This window comes from Neobacillus sp. S1115, assembly GCF_055385565.1.
This window is the reverse complement of the sequence record NZ_AP038275.1, coordinates 4,660,066-4,678,638: the sequence shown is the minus strand read 5'-3', so window position 1 is coordinate 4,678,638 and position 18,573 is coordinate 4,660,066. Positions and strand designations below refer to the sequence as shown.

18 protein-coding genes are annotated in these 18,573 nt (G+C 40.0%); all 18 read left to right on the top strand.

The features are described 5' to 3' along the window. The first annotated feature begins 7 nt into the window (after positions 1-7). Positions 8-979: a flotillin-like protein FloA gene (floA, locus tag ACZ5B7_RS22890; protein ID WP_372447637.1), complete on the top strand. Its 972-nt coding sequence runs from the start codon at positions 8-10 to the stop codon at positions 977-979. A 24-nt stretch (positions 980-1,003) separates the two neighbouring features. After that, a complete protein-coding gene (locus ACZ5B7_RS22885) occupies positions 1,004-1,429 on the top strand; it encodes a hypothetical protein (protein WP_464491095.1) in 426 nt (141 codons plus the stop codon). 90 nt (positions 1,430-1,519) lie between these two features. Further along, entirely contained in the window at positions 1,520-1,804 is a 285-nt protein-coding gene (gene yqfC, locus ACZ5B7_RS22880; RefSeq protein ID WP_213144813.1) for a sporulation protein YqfC, read from the top strand. A gap of 15 nt (positions 1,805-1,819) precedes the next feature. Next, positions 1,820-3,013, top strand: a complete 1,194-nt coding sequence (yqfD, locus tag ACZ5B7_RS22875) for a sporulation protein YqfD (protein WP_464491094.1) — start codon at positions 1,820-1,822, stop codon at positions 3,011-3,013. Beyond that, entirely contained in the window at positions 3,010-3,972 is a 963-nt protein-coding gene (locus tag ACZ5B7_RS22870; protein ID WP_464491093.1) for a PhoH family protein, read from the top strand. The genes yqfD and ACZ5B7_RS22870 overlap by 4 nt, the downstream gene beginning before the upstream one ends. A 174-nt stretch (positions 3,973-4,146) precedes the next feature. Further along, a complete protein-coding gene (locus tag ACZ5B7_RS22865; RefSeq protein WP_464491092.1) occupies positions 4,147-6,318 on the top strand; it encodes an HD family phosphohydrolase in 2,172 nt (723 codons plus the stop codon). Between the two features lie 50 nt (positions 6,319-6,368). After that, complete coding sequence (ybeY, locus tag ACZ5B7_RS22860) at positions 6,369-6,785, top strand: rRNA maturation RNase YbeY (RefSeq protein WP_464494554.1); 417 nt, start codon at positions 6,369-6,371, stop codon at positions 6,783-6,785. Continuing rightward, a complete protein-coding gene (locus ACZ5B7_RS22855; RefSeq protein WP_464491091.1) occupies positions 6,763-7,152 on the top strand; it encodes a diacylglycerol kinase family protein in 390 nt (129 codons plus the stop codon). Before ybeY ends, ACZ5B7_RS22855 begins: the two co-directional genes overlap by 23 nt. 200 nt (positions 7,153-7,352) lie before the next feature. Then, on the top strand, positions 7,353-7,754 hold the full coding sequence (locus ACZ5B7_RS22850) for a cytidine deaminase (RefSeq protein WP_423799123.1): 402 nt from the start codon (positions 7,353-7,355) through the stop codon (positions 7,752-7,754). Next, a complete protein-coding gene (gene era, locus ACZ5B7_RS22845; protein WP_217033700.1) occupies positions 7,744-8,667 on the top strand; it encodes a GTPase Era in 924 nt (307 codons plus the stop codon). The genes ACZ5B7_RS22850 and era overlap by 11 nt, the downstream gene beginning before the upstream one ends. A gap of 154 nt (positions 8,668-8,821) precedes the next feature. Next, positions 8,822-8,965: a YqzL family protein gene (locus ACZ5B7_RS22840; RefSeq protein ID WP_213120142.1), complete on the top strand. Its 144-nt coding sequence runs from the start codon at positions 8,822-8,824 to the stop codon at positions 8,963-8,965. A gap of 31 nt (positions 8,966-8,996) precedes the next feature. Then, positions 8,997-9,749, top strand: coding sequence for a DNA repair protein RecO (gene recO / locus ACZ5B7_RS22835; RefSeq protein ID WP_464491090.1), 753 nt, complete (start codon positions 8,997-8,999; stop codon positions 9,747-9,749). Between the two features lie 289 nt (positions 9,750-10,038). Next, positions 10,039-11,421, top strand: coding sequence for a glycine--tRNA ligase (locus ACZ5B7_RS22830; RefSeq protein ID WP_213144822.1), 1,383 nt, complete (start codon positions 10,039-10,041; stop codon positions 11,419-11,421). A 205-nt stretch (positions 11,422-11,626) separates the two neighbouring features. Beyond that, on the top strand, positions 11,627-12,262 hold the full coding sequence (locus tag ACZ5B7_RS22825; RefSeq protein ID WP_464491089.1) for a helix-turn-helix transcriptional regulator: 636 nt from the start codon (positions 11,627-11,629) through the stop codon (positions 12,260-12,262). Positions 12,263-12,294: 32 nt separating this feature from the next. Then, complete coding sequence (locus tag ACZ5B7_RS22820; RefSeq protein ID WP_423799121.1) at positions 12,295-13,104, top strand: pyruvate, water dikinase regulatory protein; 810 nt, start codon at positions 12,295-12,297, stop codon at positions 13,102-13,104. Between the two features lie 659 nt (positions 13,105-13,763). Then, on the top strand, positions 13,764-15,572 hold the full coding sequence (gene dnaG / locus ACZ5B7_RS22815; protein WP_464491088.1) for a DNA primase: 1,809 nt from the start codon (positions 13,764-13,766) through the stop codon (positions 15,570-15,572). A 43-nt stretch (positions 15,573-15,615) separates the two neighbouring features. Continuing rightward, positions 15,616-16,758, top strand: coding sequence for an RNA polymerase sigma factor RpoD (gene rpoD / locus ACZ5B7_RS22810; protein ID WP_213144825.1), 1,143 nt, complete (start codon positions 15,616-15,618; stop codon positions 16,756-16,758). A gap of 352 nt (positions 16,759-17,110) precedes the next feature. Continuing rightward, positions 17,111-18,250, top strand: a complete 1,140-nt coding sequence (locus tag ACZ5B7_RS22805) for an acyl-CoA dehydrogenase (protein ID WP_464491087.1) — start codon at positions 17,111-17,113, stop codon at positions 18,248-18,250. Positions 18,251-18,573: the final 323 nt, after the last annotated feature.

Here is an 18,573-nt window from a genome sequence, read left to right as displayed (position 1 = left end):
CGGATCTATTTTTATTATTGGCTTTGTGGTTATTGCCTTAATTTTATTTGGCATCCTGTTATCGTTTGTACCGGTTATGCTTTGGGTTTCTGCGCTTGCTGCGGGTGTTAGAATCAGTATTTTTACCTTAATAGGAATGAGGTTGAGAAGGGTAACACCAAGCAAGGTGGTTAATCCCCTAATTAAAGCCCATAAGGCTGGTTTAAATGTTACCACAAACCAACTCGAAAGCCATTATTTGGCGGGCGGGAATGTTGACCGTGTGGTAAATGCACTTATTGCAGCACATCGGGCAAATATTGAGTTATCATTTGAGCGTTGTGCTGCTATTGACTTAGCGGGACGTGACGTACTGGAAGCCGTGCAAATGAGTGTTAATCCCAAGGTTATTGAAACACCGTTTATTGCAGGTGTTGCCATGAACGGAATTGAAGTAAAAGCAAAGGCAAGAATTACTGTTCGTGCCAATATTGATCGCCTTGTTGGGGGCGCCGGCGAGGAAACGGTCGTTGCTCGTGTTGGCGAAGGCGTTGTCTCCACCATCGGTTCATCAGATAGCCACAGCAAAGTCCTAGAAAATCCTGATTTGATTTCGCAAACGGTACTGGCCAAAGGGCTTGATGCAGGCACCGCTTTTGAAATTCTCTCAATTGATATTGCTGATGTCGATATCGGTAAGAATATTGGGGCTGAATTACAAACTGAACAAGCGGAGGCCGACAAAAAGATTGCCCAAGCGAAAGCGGAAGAACGGAGAGCTATGGCTGTCGCCCTAGAACAAGAAATGAAGGCCAAGGTGCAGGAAATGAAGGCAAAGGTAGTAGAGGCCGATGCAAAAGTGCCGCTTGCGATGGCTGAGGCATTGAAATCGGGCAATATCGGCGTCATGGACTATCTTAACTTTAAAAACATCTCCGCTGATACTGAAATGAGAGGGTCAATCGGGAAAATAACAGGGGAAAACAAAGATGGTCAGTAAAATTCATCTTAGGAGGCGGGTGTAATGGAAACGCTGCTTTTCCTAATCATTATTGGAATCATCTCCACGATTTTTCGCAAAGGGAAAAAACCAACGACAAAATATAAACCATTTTCTATGAACACCTTTGAGGATTTAAGAGCTCATTTTCAAAATGAGCCGGTTAAAACGAAATTTAAACATTCTAAACAAAACAACGAAAAGGATATAGAAAAAGCTTATCAAAAGGCAAAACAGAAGATGGCAACCGGTTCAACCGTTAATCATAGTCAGGAAAAGCCTGCCGAAATCAGCCAGAAAGCAAAGGTAGATCATAATGTAGTTGAGGAGGAAACTGACATTTCTGTGGAGCCAACTCCGCAAAAAATAATCAACGGTATCATTTGGGCTGAAATTCTTGGTGAGCCACGATCTAAAAAAACGTATTACGTAAAAAAGGGTAGAGGGTAATGCCTTAAGAACGCAGAACCCAATACGAAAAAGATGTGCTAGAACCCCTATTCATTTCATAAACATGAGATGAAAGGGGGTTCTTTTTTTATGGCAAAAAAATGGGGCCAACGGATTCGCAACTGGATGGCTAATAAAATGGATCTTCCTCAAGACGTTTTGATGGATTTGCCCCGAATTACGATGATCGGACAAATCCATATTTATATAGAAAATCACCGAGGCTTGCTCGCCTTTACCGATAAAGAACTCCGTCTGCTATTAAAACAGGGGCAGTTACAGATAAAAGGAAAATCTTTCGTCATTAAAACCATCTTACCTGAAGAAATATTACTCGAAGGAAAAATAGATCAGGTTCTGTTTATTAATGATTAATCTGGGAGGAACAAAATGAAGAATTTGTGGATGGAATATTTATTTGGAATTGTCACAGTAAAAGTATCAGGTAAAGGGATGGAGCGCTTTATTAATGTCCTGATTAGGAATGGCTTTTTTATCTGGAAGGTAAAGCGGCATGGAACAGAAACCATTACGTTTAAAATGAGGCTTGAGGATGCCAAGAAAATCAGATATTTTGTTCGTAACAGCGGGTGCAGGGTTTCTTTTTTACGAAGAACCGGCATGCCCTTTTTATTTAAAAGAATGTTGAAAAACAGCGGCTTTTTGATAGGTGCGGGAGTCTTCCTGATCATAATTTTTGTTTTATCAAATGTCATTTGGGGAATCCAAATTAAAGGGGCTAAGCCCGCAACTGAGTATCAAATTCGCAAAGAATTGGACAAGATGGGCGTTAAGATTGGCAAGCTGCAATTTTCGGTAAAAAATGTTGAGGGAATTCAAAGACAGTTAACCAATAACATTGGTGATCTTACGTGGGTTGGTGTGGAATTAAAAGGGACAACCTATCATCTCCAGGTGGTTGAAAAAAACGAACCGAAGAAGCCTGAGCAACTATCTCCGCAAAATCTCGTCGCCAAAAAGAAGGCGATTATTGTTAAAAGATATATTGAAGAAGGACAACCAGTGGTGGATAAGAACGATCATGTGGAGGAAGGGCAATTACTCGTTTCTGGTGTAATCGGAGAAGGGGAAAATTCCAAAATGATCGCAGCAAAAGGAGAGGTCTGGGGCGAAACTTGGTATATGAGCCATGTTGAGCTGCCGTTTGAAACCAGCTTTAAAGTCTATAACGGAAACGAGGAACAAAAGCATTCATTATTATTTGGAAAATTTGAGCTGCCAATCTGGGGCTTTGGTAAACCGGATTTCAAGGAATCTGAAACCGAAACGGTTGAACATAAAATTCATTTCTTAAAATGGGAGCTGCCCATCTCCTATGTTCATAAAACCATTCGAGAAAGAGAGGAATACACGAGAAATTACACAGAAAAAGAAGCGGAAGAAAACGCACTCGAATTAGCCAGAAAACAAATAAAAAGTCTTTTAGATGAGGATGCTATCATTAAAGATGAAAAAATTTTACACAAAGATAATAAAAATGGTAAGGTTATACTGGACGTTCATTTTAAAATCATTGAAAACATTGCAGTCGGACAACCGATTTCCAAGGAGACTCATGAATGACAGAAAAGTTAACAACCATTAAGGTACAGCTTGAAAATCCTGCAGAAGCAATGGCGCTGCTCGGAACTTCAGACCAACATTTAAAAATTATTGAACAAGAGCTTAATGTTTCGATTATTACAAGGGGTGAGTCGCTCAACCTCTCAGGAGATGAGGAGCAGGTTTCTCTTGCTGGGCAAATACTCGACCGCTTAATGTTTGTCATCCGAAAGGGAATTACCATTAGCGGGCGAGATGTCTTATATGCCGTGCAAATGGCTCAAAAGGGAACCCTTGATTACTTTGTGAATCTATATGAGGAAGAAATCGGCAAAAACGTTAAAGGAAAATCCATCCGTGTTAAAACGCTTGGCCAAAGGCAATATATCAACTCGATTAAGAAAAATGATTTAGTGTTTGGCATTGGCCCTGCTGGTACAGGAAAAACGTATTTAGCCGTTGTTATGGCCGTTAACGCCCTGAAAAATGGACAGGTTAATAAAATCATTTTAACTCGCCCTGCTGTTGAAGCAGGAGAAAGTCTTGGATTTCTTCCTGGCGATTTAAAAGAAAAGGTCGACCCATATTTACGGCCATTGTATGACGCGCTCCATGATATATTGGGGGCAGAACATACAGGAAGGCTTATCGAACGGGGGACAATTGAAATTGCTCCGCTTGCGTATATGAGGGGACGGACGCTTGATGATGCTTTCGTTATCCTGGATGAAGCGCAAAATACGACACATGCGCAAATGAAAATGTTCTTGACCAGACTTGGATTCGGCTCAAAAATGGTCATTACAGGCGACCGGACCCAGATAGACTTGCCAAAAGGAGCTAAATCAGGCCTAGTTGAGGCTGAGGAAATTCTACAAAATATAAAGGGTATTTCCTTCGTCTATTTTGAAGCGGTCGATGTCGTTCGCCACCCGCTTGTCGGAAGAATCATACTGGCATACGAAAAAAAGGAAAAATAAGATGGGCTTGAAAGGGACTCACTGCATATAAAAGTGATTCCTTTTTTTTTTGAGGATGAAACTTGACGGAAAAACTGTTATCATTTTACATAAAGCAAGCTTTCATCTAAAATCAATAAATAACATAAGTGTAAAGACTTGATCATTCAGGGAAACGTGGTTGGAGGGATATAGTTGGAAAAACTGCAGGAGCATTTCATTCGAATTCGCAAACTGCTGGATAATACATTCTTTCGTATTCTTTTTTTCCTGGTATTAGGAATTGTTCTTTTCACAGCTATGTTTAACAACGTAAAGCCGGAAAAGCTGGATATTGAATTGTTTTCAGTGGCAGGAAAAACGATACGGTCTCCAGGGACAGTCGAGGATAAGCAAAGCACGGAGAAGAAAAGAAAAGAGGCGCGCGACCAGGTTCAGGCTGTCTATACATTAAAAAATGAATATACGCAAAACCGCGTTGACCTAATTACCTCCATTTTCAGCGCTGCGGCTGAAGTAAATGATGAAGTAAAGGATAATAAAAAAAAGCAGGCTGCAGAGGCTTCTGAGGAGCCGCCACAAATTATAGAGCCTAGTGTTTCAGAAAAAGTTACGATGCTTAAGTCGAAATTAACGCCGACCGTATCGAAGGATTTATCCGATCAGGTTTTTTCCGCATTAGTTCAGGCAAATAACGAAGAATTGTCCATTGCAAAAGATTTAACGGTTACCGCCATAAACAATGTAATGACGAAAAGAATATCTGCGGATGAAGTCGAAAATGCTAAAAAAAGGGTTGAGGAAGAGGTAAAATACTCAGCATTGAGCGAGAATATGAGAATTGCGGCAATTGATCTTGGCAGGTATGCTGTGATCCAAAATGAATTTTATGACCCTTCTGCAACCGAAGAACTTAGGAGGCAGGCGGCGGAAAGTGTTGAACCCGTTAAGATTCTACAAGGGCAAATTATTGTAGAAGAAGGGAAACTCATAAACCAGGATATTTACCGTCAATTGAAGCTTGTTGGACTGCTACATAACGAAAAATCCTTTAAGCCGTTCATTGGATTAGTTGTTTTAATAAGCATTATACTTACATCGCTTTATTGTTACTTTTACCAAATGAAATCGCTCCCCGAAAAGAGACAAAACTTTTTGTTATTGTTCGGGATGATTTTCATTCTATCAATTTTTTTATTGAAAATACTCAGTATGCTGCAAGTATTTAATTATTCTGCGATTGGCTATCTATTTCCTGCAGCCTTGGCGGGGATGATGATAAAAATTTTAATTGATGAAAAGCTGGCTATTATGACCTCTATCATCCTTGCAGTTTGCGGCAGTGTATTATTTAATGAAGGCGTATCGGGGACATTAAACTTTTCAGAAGGTATCTATATTTTATTCAGTGCTTTGGGAGGCATATTATTTTTAAGTAATCAAAACCAGCGGTCAAAAATTCTGCAGGCTGGGATATTTTCTGCAGTAGTGAATCTGTTGACCATTTTGGCTTTAATGTATTTGCCTAACGGGCAATATTCCGGTTTGGAATATGGGTATTATTTTATTACAGCCCTTGTATCAGGTATTGCCTCTGCGGTGTTGACGATTGGCTTACTGCCTTTTTTTGAGGCAAGTTTCGGCATACTATCAACCATTAGGATGATCGAATTATCGAATCCAAATCATCCGCTTTTAAGGAAAATCTTAATGGAGGCCCCTGGGACCTATCATCATAGCGTGATGGTTGCAAATTTAGCGGAGTCTGCCTGCGAAGCTATTGGTGCAAATGGTTTGCTGGCAAGGGTAGGAAGCTATTATCATGATATAGGCAAAACACGGCGGCCAAACTTTTTTATCGAAAATCAAATCCACCATGATAATCCGCATGACCGTCTGCCGCCGGACAAAAGCGCAAGCATCATCATTGCCCATGTAACGGATGGTTCGAATATGCTAAAGAAGTGCCATATGCCAAAGGAAATAATTGAAATCGCTGAACAGCATCATGGGACCACCTTACTTAAGTTTTTCTATCATAAAGCGCTTCAGGCCGATCCTGATGTAAGGGAAGATGATTTCCGTTATCCCGGTCCGAAGGCACAGTCAAAGGAATCGGCCGTGGTGGGAATTGCAGATAGTGTTGAGGCTGCAGTACGTTCCTTATCACAGCCTACGCCAGAGTTGATTGAGTCTCTTGTGAAAAAAATTGTGGCTGACCGTCTTCAAGATGGGCAATTAAATGAATGTGATCTGACCATGAAGGAAATTGAAACTGTCACTTTCACATTATGTGAAACATTAAAGGGGATCTTTCATTCTAGAATTGAATATCCTGAGCTAATAAAGAAGGTGAAACAAGCATGACATTACTTATTGATTCATTAGATGAAACAGAGCAGCTGTCTGACCAACAGATGCTTGATGTTGAAAGGTTACTAAATTTTGCAGCAAATAAGCTAAGCATTGAAGAACATAGTGAAGTTTCGGTTACCTTTGTGACAAATCAAAGAATCCAAGAAATTAATCGTGAATACCGTGATAAGGACGCGCCAACTGATGTGATTTCATTTGCCATGGAAGAGTTAGGTGAGGGAGAAATAGAAATTGAGGGCGCTGAGATGCCAAGGGTATTGGGAGATATTATCATTTCAATTCCTAAGGCAATGGAGCAGGCAGAAGAATATGGCCATCCTTTCGTAAGGGAACTTGGCTTTTTAGCTGTGCATGGATTTCTCCATTTATTAGGGTATGACCACATGACAGAGGAAGAGGAAAAAGAAATGTTCTCTCTACAGAAGGAAATTTTAAATGAATATGGACTCGCTAGATAAGCCTAAACGCAGAAAATTTTGGCACACCTTTGCCTATGCCATAGAAGGAATTGTGACGGCCTTAATGCAGGAAAGAAATATGCGGTTTCATGCAATAAGCGCTGTTATTGTGATTGCCTTTGGCTTGTTCTTCTCTATTACTAAAATAGAATGGCTGTTTATTCTCGTTTCAATCGGCGGCATGTTTTCGTTGGAATTACTGAATACGGCCATTGAACGCGTAGTAGACCTGGTAACAAATGAGTATAAACCTCTTGCTAAACAGGCTAAGGACATTGCTGCCGGAGCAGTGTTCATTTTTGCCATTATTACACTTGTAATAGGAATCGTCATATTTTTACCCTATGTCTTGAAATTGTTTTTGTAAGCTTTTGATTACAGGATTTGAAATGGCCGCTTGATTTAGGTAAAATGACTAAACAGCTTCTTCTTAGAAAAAAACTATTTTTAAGAATATTTCAACTATTTTAAATTTTTTATTTTTTTCTTTACAAATAATGTTTTTTTGGAAAATTTGAGGTAAAATAAAGAAACAGCAGGACTCCTGCTGGAAAGGAAAGAAGACTAGTGAACATCGAACAACTAATCGAAGAAGCTAAAAAGGCAAGAGAAAAAGCTTATGTTCCTTATTCTAAGTTTGGCGTGGGAGCAGCGCTTTTAACAACAGATGGTAAAGTATATCATGGCTGTAATATTGAGAATGCCGCCTACAGTATGTGTAACTGTGCAGAGAGGACTGCTATTTTTAAAGCGTTTTCAGAAGGCGACCGGCAATATCAAATGATGGCCGTTGTTGCTGACACTGATCGGCCATGCTCGCCATGCGGGGCCTGCAGGCAGGTCATTGCAGAATTATGCCCGAGGGAAATGAAGGTGGTTTTAACCAACCTTAAAGGGGATGTTCTAGAGACCACAGTAGAGCAGTTATTGCCAGGTGCTTTTTCGCCGGAGGATTTAAATGGTAAATAATACGAGTTCAGGAACAGATTATAAATCAGGGTTTATATCCATTATTGGCCGCCCGAACGTTGGAAAATCAACTTTTCTGAATCGGGTAATCGGCCAAAAAATCGCCATCATGAGCGACAAGCCGCAAACAACGCGCAATAAAATCCAAGGAGTTCTGACCCTTTCAGATGCCCAAATGGTGTTTATCGATACCCCTGGTATCCATAAACCAAAACATAAATTAGGCGACTTCATGATGAAGGTTGCCCAAAATACTCTTAAAGAAGTAGACTTAGTTTTATTTATGGTCAATGCCGAAGAAGGTTTTGGGCGTGGTGAAGAATTTATTCTTGAAAAATTTCAAACCATTAATACACCAGTCTTTCTCGTCATTAATAAAATTGATCAAGTTCACCCTGATGAGCTGTTGCAGATTATTGAATTGTATAAAGAAAAGTATGCTTTTCAAGAAATTGTGCCAATTTCTGCACTGGAAGGAAATAATGTCGAAAGACTGCTTGAGCAAATTAAAGCGATTCTTCCTGAAGGGCCGCAATACTATCCTGCCGATCAGGTAACCGATCATCCGGAACGCTTTATCATTACAGAGTTAATCAGGGAAAAAGCCCTTCATTTAACAAGGGAGGAAATCCCTCATTCCTTGGCTGTTGTTCTTGATAAAATGGAACGGCAGGGGAATAAAGACATTATTCATGTCATGGCAACCATTATTGTCGAACGTGATTCACAAAAAGGGATTATCATTGGCAAGCAGGGAAGCATGCTGAAGGAAATAGGCAAGCGTGCTCGTGTTGATATTGAAAACCTTCTAGGTTCCAAAGTCTTTTTGGAACTGTGGGTAAAGGTTCAAAAGGATTGGCGCAATAGAATGTCCCAGCTTCGTGAATATGGCTTTAATGAAAACGAATATTAGTGAATCACTTTAACTAAAGTATTAACACTCTTTCAAGAATATGCATAATCAGTTTTAACAAAATTTACGTCTTATGATTAATGCGTAGGCAGGCTATGATAATTGTAAGGTTTGAACTGTAACGCTAGTCTAAATATCGAAAGGTGGGGTTTTCATGTTGGATTTTACGTGGAAAATATTTAGCCAAACAGGTAATATTGACACATATCTTCTCTTTAAAGAGCTTGAGAAGGAAAACCAAGAAATACCCGGTAATCTGAATGAAGAGCTAGCTCAAATCGATTTTCCAGTTTCATAAGCAAGTCACGCGCCTGAAGAAGGTGACAATCATGCTTCAGAAATGTGAAGGCATCGTCATTAGAACAACAGATTATGGTGAAACAAACAAAATTATTACACTATATACAAGGGAATGGGGAAAGGTTGGCTTTATGGCCCGTGGAGCTAAAAAGCCTAATAGCCGTCTTTCAGCTATTACCCAGTTATTCACTCACGGTTACTTCCTCGTTCAAAAAGGAACAGGCCTAGGAGGCCTTCAGCAGGGTGAAGTCGTTTCCTCGATGCGCTCGATTGGGGAAGATATTTTTCTAACCGCATATGCAAGTTATATTGTCGAACTAACGGATAAATGTACTGAGGAGAAAAAGCCTAATCCTTTTCATTTTGAATTGCTTTATCAGACCCTTCACTATATGAATGAAGGCTTTGATGCTGATATTCTTGTGAATATCTATGAGATGAAAATGTTGAATGTTTTAGGATTATATCCTATCTTGAATCAATGTTCCGTTTGTGGAAGCACAGACGGGCATTTTTCTTTTTCGATCCGGGAAGGCGGATTTATCTGTCACCGATGTTTAGCCAAGGACCCTTATCATATAAAACTGTCACAAGCAGCGGTAAAATTATTAAGATTGTTTTATTATTTCGATTTGTCTAGATTAGGGAATATCTCCGTTAAAGATGAAACAAAGGCAGAACTGAAGAAAGTTATTTCGGTTTATTATGAAGAATATTCTGGGCTTCATTTGAAGACAAAGAAATTCCTTGACTCAATGGGGCAGTTTCGTAATCTTTTATAAATGCGATGTTGACATTGTTAAAAGTTTTGGTTAATATTAGCTTTAAAATTAATATTTGCGTTGACAGAAAGTAGTACTTAGTCCCCTCTATAAAAGCGAACCTAGGATAGTGTAAGCTAGGGTATAGAGCATTAAGGAAGGCGTTCTTGAGCAAAGTTGTATTAAGGTGGCTGCTATTTAGGGCAGCAAATAGGGTGGAACCGCGGGTAACTCTCGTCCCTATGCTTATTATAGGCATAGGGACGGGAGTTTTTTTATTTATTAAGAATATGAAAAAGGAGTTATTACGATGAGTGTAACAATGGAACAGATTGTCTCACACGCTAAGCACAGAGGTTTTATTTTTCCGGGGTCTGAAATTTACGGCGGACTTGCGAACACTTGGGATTACGGTCCTTTAGGTGTCGAATTTAAAAATAATATAAAAGCTGCCTGGTGGAAAAAGTTTGTTCAGGAGTCACCATATAATGTTGGCTTAGATGCGGCAATCCTCATGAACCCGAGAACATGGGAAGCTTCAGGGCATATCGGCAACTTTAACGATCCAATGATTGACTGCAAAAACTGTAAAGCCCGTCACCGTGCTGATAAATTGATTGAAAATGCGCTTGAAGAAAAAGGAATTGAGATGGTGGTCGATGGCCTTCCGTTTGAAAAAATGGAAGAGCTGATTAAAGAGCATAATATCGCCTGCCCAGACTGCGGCAGCCACGATTTTACCGGCATTCGCCAATTTAATCTTATGTTTAAAACATTCCAGGGCGTCACGGAAACAAGTGCAAATGAAATTTTTCTTCGTCCGGAAACAGCTCAAGGTATTTTCGTAAACTTTAAAAATGTACAGCGGACAATGCGTAAGAAACTGCCATTCGGTATTGCCCAAATCGGTAAAAGCTTCCGTAATGAAATTACACCGGGTAACTTTACCTTCCGTACAAGAGAATTTGAGCAAATGGAGTTGGAATTCTTCTGCAAACCAGGAGAGGAACTAAAATGGTTTGATTATTGGAAGCAATTTGCGGAAAAATGGCTCATGTCATTAGGTCTTAACCAAGAAAACTTAAGACTTCGCGACCATTCGGAAGACGAACTGTCCCATTACAGCAATGCTACAACTGATTTTGAATATAAATTCCCGTTTGGCTGGGGTGAGCTTTGGGGTGTTGCCTCTAGAACTGATTATGATTTGAAGCAGCATATGCAACATTCCGGTGAGGATTTCAATTATATTGATCCGGAAACAAATGAACGATATATTCCATACTGCATTGAGCCTTCCCTTGGTGCAGACCGGGTAACGTTGGCTTTCTTAATCGATGCTTATGATGAAGAGCAGTTAGAAGATGGAACATCTAGAACAGTTATGCGTTTCCATCCTGCTCTCGCACCGTTTAAGGCAGCAATTCTTCCGCTTTCGAAGAAGCTTTCCGATGGTGCACGAGAAGTATTTGAACGATTAGCAAAACACTTTAACGTAGATTATGATGAAGCAGGCTCTATCGGCAAACGATACCGCCGCCATGATGAAATCGGTACTCCATTCTGTATCACATATGATTTTGATTCCCAGGAAGATCAAATGGTTACCGTCAGAGACCGCGACACAATGGAACAAACAAGGGTTCCAATAGCGGAGCTTGCTGCATTCTTGCAAGAAAAGGTATCATTCTAAGAAAAAGGTGCGGAAACCCGCACCTTTTCCTATTTGGCTAATAGGAAATTATAAATTCAACTTCGCCTCATGAACCGTCCTATCGGACTTGCCAATCGGCTAGTTTTCATTTGTAGTTCACAGCCGATTCATTTCAATTAGTTAGCATTTAGTATATAATATTGCTAAATAAGAGGCTTCCGGGATACTTTCAGGAATTAAAAGGGTGGTGAGGACAATCGAACTGACAAAACGCCAAGAGCTGATATTAGATATAGTAAAGGAAAATGGACCGATCACAGGAGAGCATATCGCCGACCAATTGAACTTAACCAGAGCTACATTAAGGCCGGATCTTGCTATTTTGACAATGGCTGGTTTTTTAGATGCCAGGCCCCGGGTCGGATATTTTTATACAGGAAAATCAGGAGCGCAATTATTAACGGAAAATCTTCAACGAATATATGTGAGGGACTACCAATCCATCCCGGTTGTCGTAAGTGAAAACGTCTCGGTTTATGATGCTATTTGCACCATGTTCCTTGAGGATGTCGGGACATTATTTGTGGTCGACCAAAATACTGTTTTGGTTGGAGTTCTATCCAGAAAAGATTTGCTTCGGGCAAGTATTGGGAAACAAGAGTTAACGACCATTCCTGTCAATATCATCATGACAAGAATGCCCAATATAACCATGTGCGAGCGGGATGACCTGCTTATTGAAGTTGCGAAAAAGTTAATTGAAAAACAAATAGATGCACTGCCGGTAGTGAGAGAAACCGAAAAAGGCTTTGAAGTGATCGGCAGAGTAACGAAAACGAACATTACCAAAGCCTTTCTTGCATTAGGTGATGATGAATAAAAGTTTGGTAATAAGAAGGAGTTGATTTGGGAATGGTCTCGCCAGTGATTTATGTGGTATCAGATTCAGTAGGTGAAACGGCCGAATTAGTAACAAAAGCGGCTATCAGTCAATTTAATGGATCCGGGATGACATTAAAGAGATTCCCTTATGTAGAAGATAAGGAAAATATTGATGAAGTCTTGTCACTAGTTTCTTTGGATCATGCAATGGTGGCATATACACTTGTCAAACCGGAAATGCGTACATACATGAAAGAAAGAACAGATATAGAAGGAATATCAGCTGTGGATTTAATTGGCCCGATTATCGATCAAATTCAAAGCTTCAGCGGCAAAGAACCATTGTGTGAACCAGGGCTTGTCCGCAAATTGGATGAGGATTATTTTAAAAAGGTGGAGGCAATTGAATTTGCTGTAAAGTATGATGACGGGCGTGATCCCAGAGGGATTTTAAAGGCAGATATTGTGCTAATAGGTGTATCTCGAACCTCAAAGACTCCTTTATCCCAGTATTTAGCCCACAAACGCCTAAAAGTAGCCAATGTCCCGCTTGTTCCAGAGGTTGATCCGCCGGAAGAACTTTATAAAGTCCCGAAAGAGAAATGCTTTGGCTTAAAAATCAGTCCGGAAAAGTTAAATAACATAAGAAGAGAAAGACTGCTTTCTTTAGGATTAAATGATCAGGCTAGCTATGCAAACATTGACAGGATAAAAGAAGAGTTGGATTTTTTTGAAAAGGTAGTACAGAAAATTAATTGTCCTGTTGTTGATGTAACCAATAAAGCAGTTGAAGAGACGGCCAATGTTATTTTAAACTATATTCAAAAAGGCAGGCCTTAGCACATAATCTTATGATTATGTGTTTTTTGCTTACTGGGTAAAAAAAATAATAAATAAAAAGTTATGGCAAAATGATAACGAATATACTATAATAAAAAATTGTGATAAAAATATATGTTTTTAGGTTTAGACTTGCATTTGAACGAATAAACTATTTACTGTGAGATGTCAAGGGGACCTACAAAAAAAAATTCGACATAAATCCTTTTTTTCACTCTAAGGAATTTTTTTTTGAAATTCTTATTTTATCGGGAAAATTTCTCCATAACCCGTTTGCCTGCTCGTAAATCGGCGAGTTTTCCCAATAAAATTAATCTGGAAAGAAGGAATATTCGGAGTGATGTAGAATTAATAAAATGGTGAGGGACCACCCGACAATTTTATGTCGATGCTGATTCCTGCCCGGTCAAGGCGGAGATTGTCGAAATTGCAAAGAAATTCGCCATTGACATATTTTTTATCGCCTCCTTTGACCACTAAAACAAGGAAAAGTTCCTTAACGCGAAGGCTAGAAGGAAGGGAGTTTACGGTAAAGGTCCAAAACCTTTTCGTTTAGCGGATCGGAAAAATTTACGGCGGAATTAACAAAAATTTTGTCGAAATTTGCAGGAATTTAAAATGAAGGTGTTGAATACCTGTATACCAATGGAGTTGTTTTCATGGCAGACCGTATTGCCGAAGAAAAAATAGAACAAATTCGTCAGGCTGTTGATATTGTCGAGGTAATCAGCGATTATGTCGGGTTGAAAAAGCAGGGGCGAAATTACTTCGGATTATGTCCTTTCCATGGAGAGAGCACCCCGTCATTTTCAGTATCGCCTGACAAACAAATCTTCCATTGCTTTGGCTGCGGTGCAGGCGGAAATGTTTTTTCTTTTTTAATGGAACTAGAGGGAATTTCATTTCAGGAAGCGGCTATGAAACTGGCTGCTAGAGGAAATATTAATCTTGAAATAAATTTATCCTCCGCTCACTCCGAGAAAAAAATTTCTGATGAACTTCAGGCCATGCTTGATGCTCACGAGCTGTTACGTAAATTTTATCATCACTTGCTGGTAAATACAAAAGAAGGACAGCATGCATTAGAGTATCTGCTTGGAAGAGGATTTACACATGAGTCGATTGAGAAATTTCAAATTGGTTATTCCTTGAATTCGTGGGATTTTGTTTATAAGTTCCTAACGAAACGGGATTTTTCTCCCGAATGGATGGAAAAAGCCGGACTCATCATTAAACGTGAAAAAGATGGAACATACTTTGATCGATTTAGGGACCGAATTATGTTTCCGATATTCAACAGAAACGGAAATACGATTGCTTTTTCAGGGAGATCACTAGGGGCCGATGAGCCCAAATATTTAAACAGTCCCGAAACAGCAATCTTTAATAAAAGCAAAATTTTATACAATTACAACTTGGCTAAGCCCAGCATAAAAAAATCCCAGCAGGCAGTTTTATTTGAAGGGTTTGCAGATGTGATTTCCGCTGACCGCGCCGGAATCGAAAATGGCATTGCGACAATGGGGACATCGTTGACTGATGATCATATCGCCCTTTTGCGTACAAGCGCGCAAACCATCACTATTTGCTATGATTCAGATAAAGCAGGAATTGAAGCAGCGTTTCGAGCAGGCAACCATTTGAACGATGCAGGCTTTCAAATAAAAGTAGCTTTAATGCCTGATGGCATGGACCCGGATGAATATATAAAGAAGAACAGTCCGGAGAAATTTCGCGGCGAGGTAATTGGAGCAAGTTTAACTTGGATGGCTTTTAAAATTCTTTATTTTCGAAGAGGAAAAAATCTTCAGAATGAAGGAGATAGGCTTGCTTATATCGAACAAATAGTAAAAGAAATCAGCAAATTAACAAAAGCCGTTGAAAAGGATCATTATTTGCGGCAAATTGCAGCAGAGTTTTCCCTATCATTAGATTCCTTAAAACAGCAGGAACAGCAGATATATTTTGCGGAGAAGAAAAAGGAAATTGGTAAGAACGAACCAAAATCTAAGCCGATTCTAGTGCAAAAAAAAGTAAATGAATTAAAACCTGCGTATTATCGGGCAGAAAGATGTCTCATTGCCCATATGCTAAAAAGCAGGGATAACACCTATAAGGTACAGGAGTTACTACAGGGCGATACGTTTAACGAAGATGAACATCAGGCAATCATAACCTATCTTTTGGCATTTTACGAAGAACATATTAACCCTGATTCAAGCGCATTTTTATCCTATATTCATGATGAAAATCTAAGAAGAATAGTTGCCAACATCGAAATGATGTCAATTAATGATGAATTAAGTCATCAGGAATTAACTGATTATATCAAACAGGTGTTGAAACATAAAAAATTGTTAAAAATAAAGGAAAAAGAAGCTGAGTTAAAAGAAGCGGAGCGACACAGTGATTTTAGGCTGGCTGCTGCGATTGGAAATGAAATCAATCAATTGCGTAAATCACTATAGAGTAATTTAGTGTGTTTGATTAATTGAAGGAGGGGACCCCCGTATGGCTGCTGAAAAATCAGCACGTGCAAGCGAGGTCGAGAATGAATTGACCCTTGAGCAAGTGAAAGACCAGTTAACCGCATTGGGTAAAAAAGTTGGTGTCCTTGCCTATGATGATATTGCCGAGAAAATGGCAAATTTCGACGTGGAATCCGATCAGATGGATGAGTTTTACGAATTCCTTGGTGACCAGGGAATTGAATTAGTTGGTGATAGTGATGATGAGGACGATGATGATCCAAGCATCAAGGCGCTATCAAAAGATGATGATAGCGATGAATTTGATTTAAATGATCTGAGTGTACCTCCAGGTGTAAAAATCAACGACCCTGTTCGTATGTACCTAAAGGAAATTGGCCGGGTTGATTTGCTTTCTGCTGAAGAAGAAATTAACTTAGCCCACCGCATTGAACAAGGTGATGAAGAAGCAAAGCGGCGCCTTGCTGAAGCAAACCTCCGTCTTGTTGTTAGTATTGCAAAACGCTATGTTGGCCGTGGCATGCTGTTCCTTGACCTTATCCAGGAAGGAAATATGGGTCTGATCAAAGCGGTTGAAAAATTTGATTATCGTAAAGGCTTTAAATTTAGTACATATGCCACATGGTGGATTCGCCAAGCGATTACCCGCGCCATTGCCGATCAGGCGAGAACAATCCGGATACCCGTGCATATGGTAGAGACAATTAACAAGCTTATTCGTGTTCAGCGTCAGTTGCTGCAGGATTTAGGCCGCGAACCAACTCCGGAAGAAATTGCCGAAGATATGGACCTGACACCTGATAAGGTAAGGGAAATTTTAAAAATTGCCCAGGAACCTGTCTCACTTGAAACACCAATTGGTGAAGAAGATGACTCACATCTTGGAGATTTCATCGAGGATCAGGATGCTACATCCCCTTCAGAGCATGCTGCTTACGAGTTATTAAAGGAGCAGCTTGAAGATGTTCTCGATACCCTGACGGACCGGGAAGAAAATGTTCTTCGCCTTCGTTTTGGGCTGGATGACGGCCGTACCCGCACCCTCGAAGAGGTCGGCAAGGTTTTTGGTGTCACCCGCGAGCGAATCCGGCAGATTGAAGCAAAAGCATTAAGGAAACTGCGTCACCCAAGCCGCAGCAAACGCCTTAAAGATTTCTTGGAATAAGGCTCAAAAGATAGTTTACTTCTTACAAGAAGTAAACTATTTTTTTTTCCTTTTTTGAAAGCACTTTCTCTTTGTTCTCTATTTTACTGAATTGTCTCTCATTTTGCAAATAGGCCAATTGGTGTTTTCTCCCAAATAACAACCTAATTATTATCGTAAAAAAGGTGAATTAAAGTCAATTTTTCTTATTCAGATAAGGTTTGTAGTGCTAAATACCCTACCTGAATGGGTTTATCATCCCATATTCAGATAATATTATATTTTCTAAAATTTATTAAAGTTGAGAATTGTTAGGTGAAAAGAATATAATATATTTGTAAGCGTATACATAGGTGATTAGGGGGAGATGGACTTGAACTTTGACTTAACATCTGAACAACAAATGATTAAAAAGACAATTCGCCAGTTTGCAGAAGAAGAGGTTGCGCCAGATGCAATAGAACGTGACAGAACAAAACAGTTTCCGACAGATGTGTTTAAAAAAATGGCAGAAATGGGAATGATGGGGCTTCCCTTCCCGGAGGAATACGGCGGGGGAGGGGCAGACACCGTTAGTTTTGCGATTGTGGTGGAAGAGTTAAGCAGAGTTTGCGGTTCAACAGGTATCACTTATTCAGCGCATATTTCCTTAGGGGGCGCTCCTTTAAACTTATTTGGTACAGAAGAGCAAAAGCAAACGTATTTAACACCCATTTGCACAGGCGAATCGTTAGGTGCCTTTGGATTGACAGAGCCAAATGCCGGATCCGATGCCGGGGGAACTAAAACAACCGCAAAGGAAACGGAAGGCAAGTTTGTCATCAACGGGAATAAATGCTTCATCACGAATGCCAGTTATGCCAAGCATTTGGCACTAACGGCTGTAACGAATGAAACAAACGGTAAAAAAGAAATCAGTGCCATCATTGTTCCGACGAATACAGCTGGATTTACAGTTATTGATAATTACGAAAAAATGGGCTTAAATTCCTCCAATACAACTGAGCTTGTCTTAGAAGATGTCAAAGTACCTGTGGAAAACCTGCTGGGAAAACGAGGCGAGGGTTTTAAGCAATTTTTAATTACCCTTGATGGCGGCAGAATTGGAATCGGCGCCATGGCTGTCGGGATTGCTCAGGGTGCTTACGAGAAAGCGCTAGCCTATGCTAAGGAAAGAAAACAGTTTGGGAAATCAATTTCAACTTTCCAAGCTATTCAATTTAAGCTGGCTGACATGGCGATGAAAATTGAGCTAGCCCGCAATATGGTCTATAAGGCGGCTTGGTTAAAGGATCAAGGAAGAACATTTTCAAAGGAAGCAGCAATGTGTAAATTATACGCATCGGAAATATGTATGGAAGTCACCAGCCAAGCAGTACAAATTCATGGCGGCTATGGCTATATGAAAGAATATCATGTGGAGAGAATGATGCGTGATGCCAAGCTCCTGGAAATAGGCGAAGGAACCTCCGAAGTTCAGCGGATGGTGATTTCAAGATTAATTGGTTGTTAAAACAGGCCCTATAAAGGCAAAATGTTATTTTTTACACTCTGTTGATTGGAGCGGAAGGGGCGAGACTCCTGCGGGAGTACGGGGCAGGGGAGACCCCGCAGGCGCTAAAGCGCCGAGGAGGCTCCCCGCAACGCCCGCGGAAAGCGAGCCCCTGGAGCGGAAATAAGCAGACTATTCATAGCAAAAAAATAATTGGGAAATATAACAAAGAGGCTGAAATAAATAATTATTTTAGCCTCTTTGCTCTTTTTTTAAAAGATTATAGTGATAAAATAACATTAGGGCTTTTCCTTCTGTTCATTTTCAAGTAAAATAGTAGTTGT

What these genes read in the sequence shown, in the direction of transcription:
- ACZ5B7_RS22885 (WP_464491095.1), top strand. Translation starts at nt 1,004, where the DNA reads ATGGAAACGCTGCTTTTCCTAATCATTATTGGAATCATCTCCACGATT.
- yqfC (WP_213144813.1), top strand. Translation starts at nt 1,520, where the DNA reads ATGGCAAAAAAATGGGGCCAACGGATTCGCAACTGGATGGCTAATAAA.
- yqfD (WP_464491094.1), top strand. Translation starts at nt 1,820, where the DNA reads ATGAAGAATTTGTGGATGGAATATTTATTTGGAATTGTCACAGTAAAA.
- ACZ5B7_RS22870 (WP_464491093.1), top strand. Translation starts at nt 3,010, where the DNA reads ATGACAGAAAAGTTAACAACCATTAAGGTACAGCTTGAAAATCCTGCA.
- ybeY (WP_464494554.1), top strand. Translation starts at nt 6,369, where the DNA reads ATGCTTGATGTTGAAAGGTTACTAAATTTTGCAGCAAATAAGCTAAGC.
- ACZ5B7_RS22855 (WP_464491091.1), top strand. Translation starts at nt 6,763, where the DNA reads ATGAATATGGACTCGCTAGATAAGCCTAAACGCAGAAAATTTTGGCAC.
- era (WP_217033700.1), top strand. Translation starts at nt 7,744, where the DNA reads ATGGTAAATAATACGAGTTCAGGAACAGATTATAAATCAGGGTTTATA.
- ACZ5B7_RS22840 (WP_213120142.1), top strand. Translation starts at nt 8,822, where the DNA reads ATGTTGGATTTTACGTGGAAAATATTTAGCCAAACAGGTAATATTGAC.
- recO (WP_464491090.1), top strand. Translation starts at nt 8,997, where the DNA reads ATGCTTCAGAAATGTGAAGGCATCGTCATTAGAACAACAGATTATGGT.
- ACZ5B7_RS22830 (WP_213144822.1), top strand. Translation starts at nt 10,039, where the DNA reads ATGAGTGTAACAATGGAACAGATTGTCTCACACGCTAAGCACAGAGGT.
- ACZ5B7_RS22820 (WP_423799121.1), top strand. Translation starts at nt 12,295, where the DNA reads ATGGTCTCGCCAGTGATTTATGTGGTATCAGATTCAGTAGGTGAAACG.
- dnaG (WP_464491088.1), top strand. Translation starts at nt 13,764, where the DNA reads ATGGCAGACCGTATTGCCGAAGAAAAAATAGAACAAATTCGTCAGGCT.
- rpoD (WP_213144825.1), top strand. Translation starts at nt 15,616, where the DNA reads ATGGCTGCTGAAAAATCAGCACGTGCAAGCGAGGTCGAGAATGAATTG.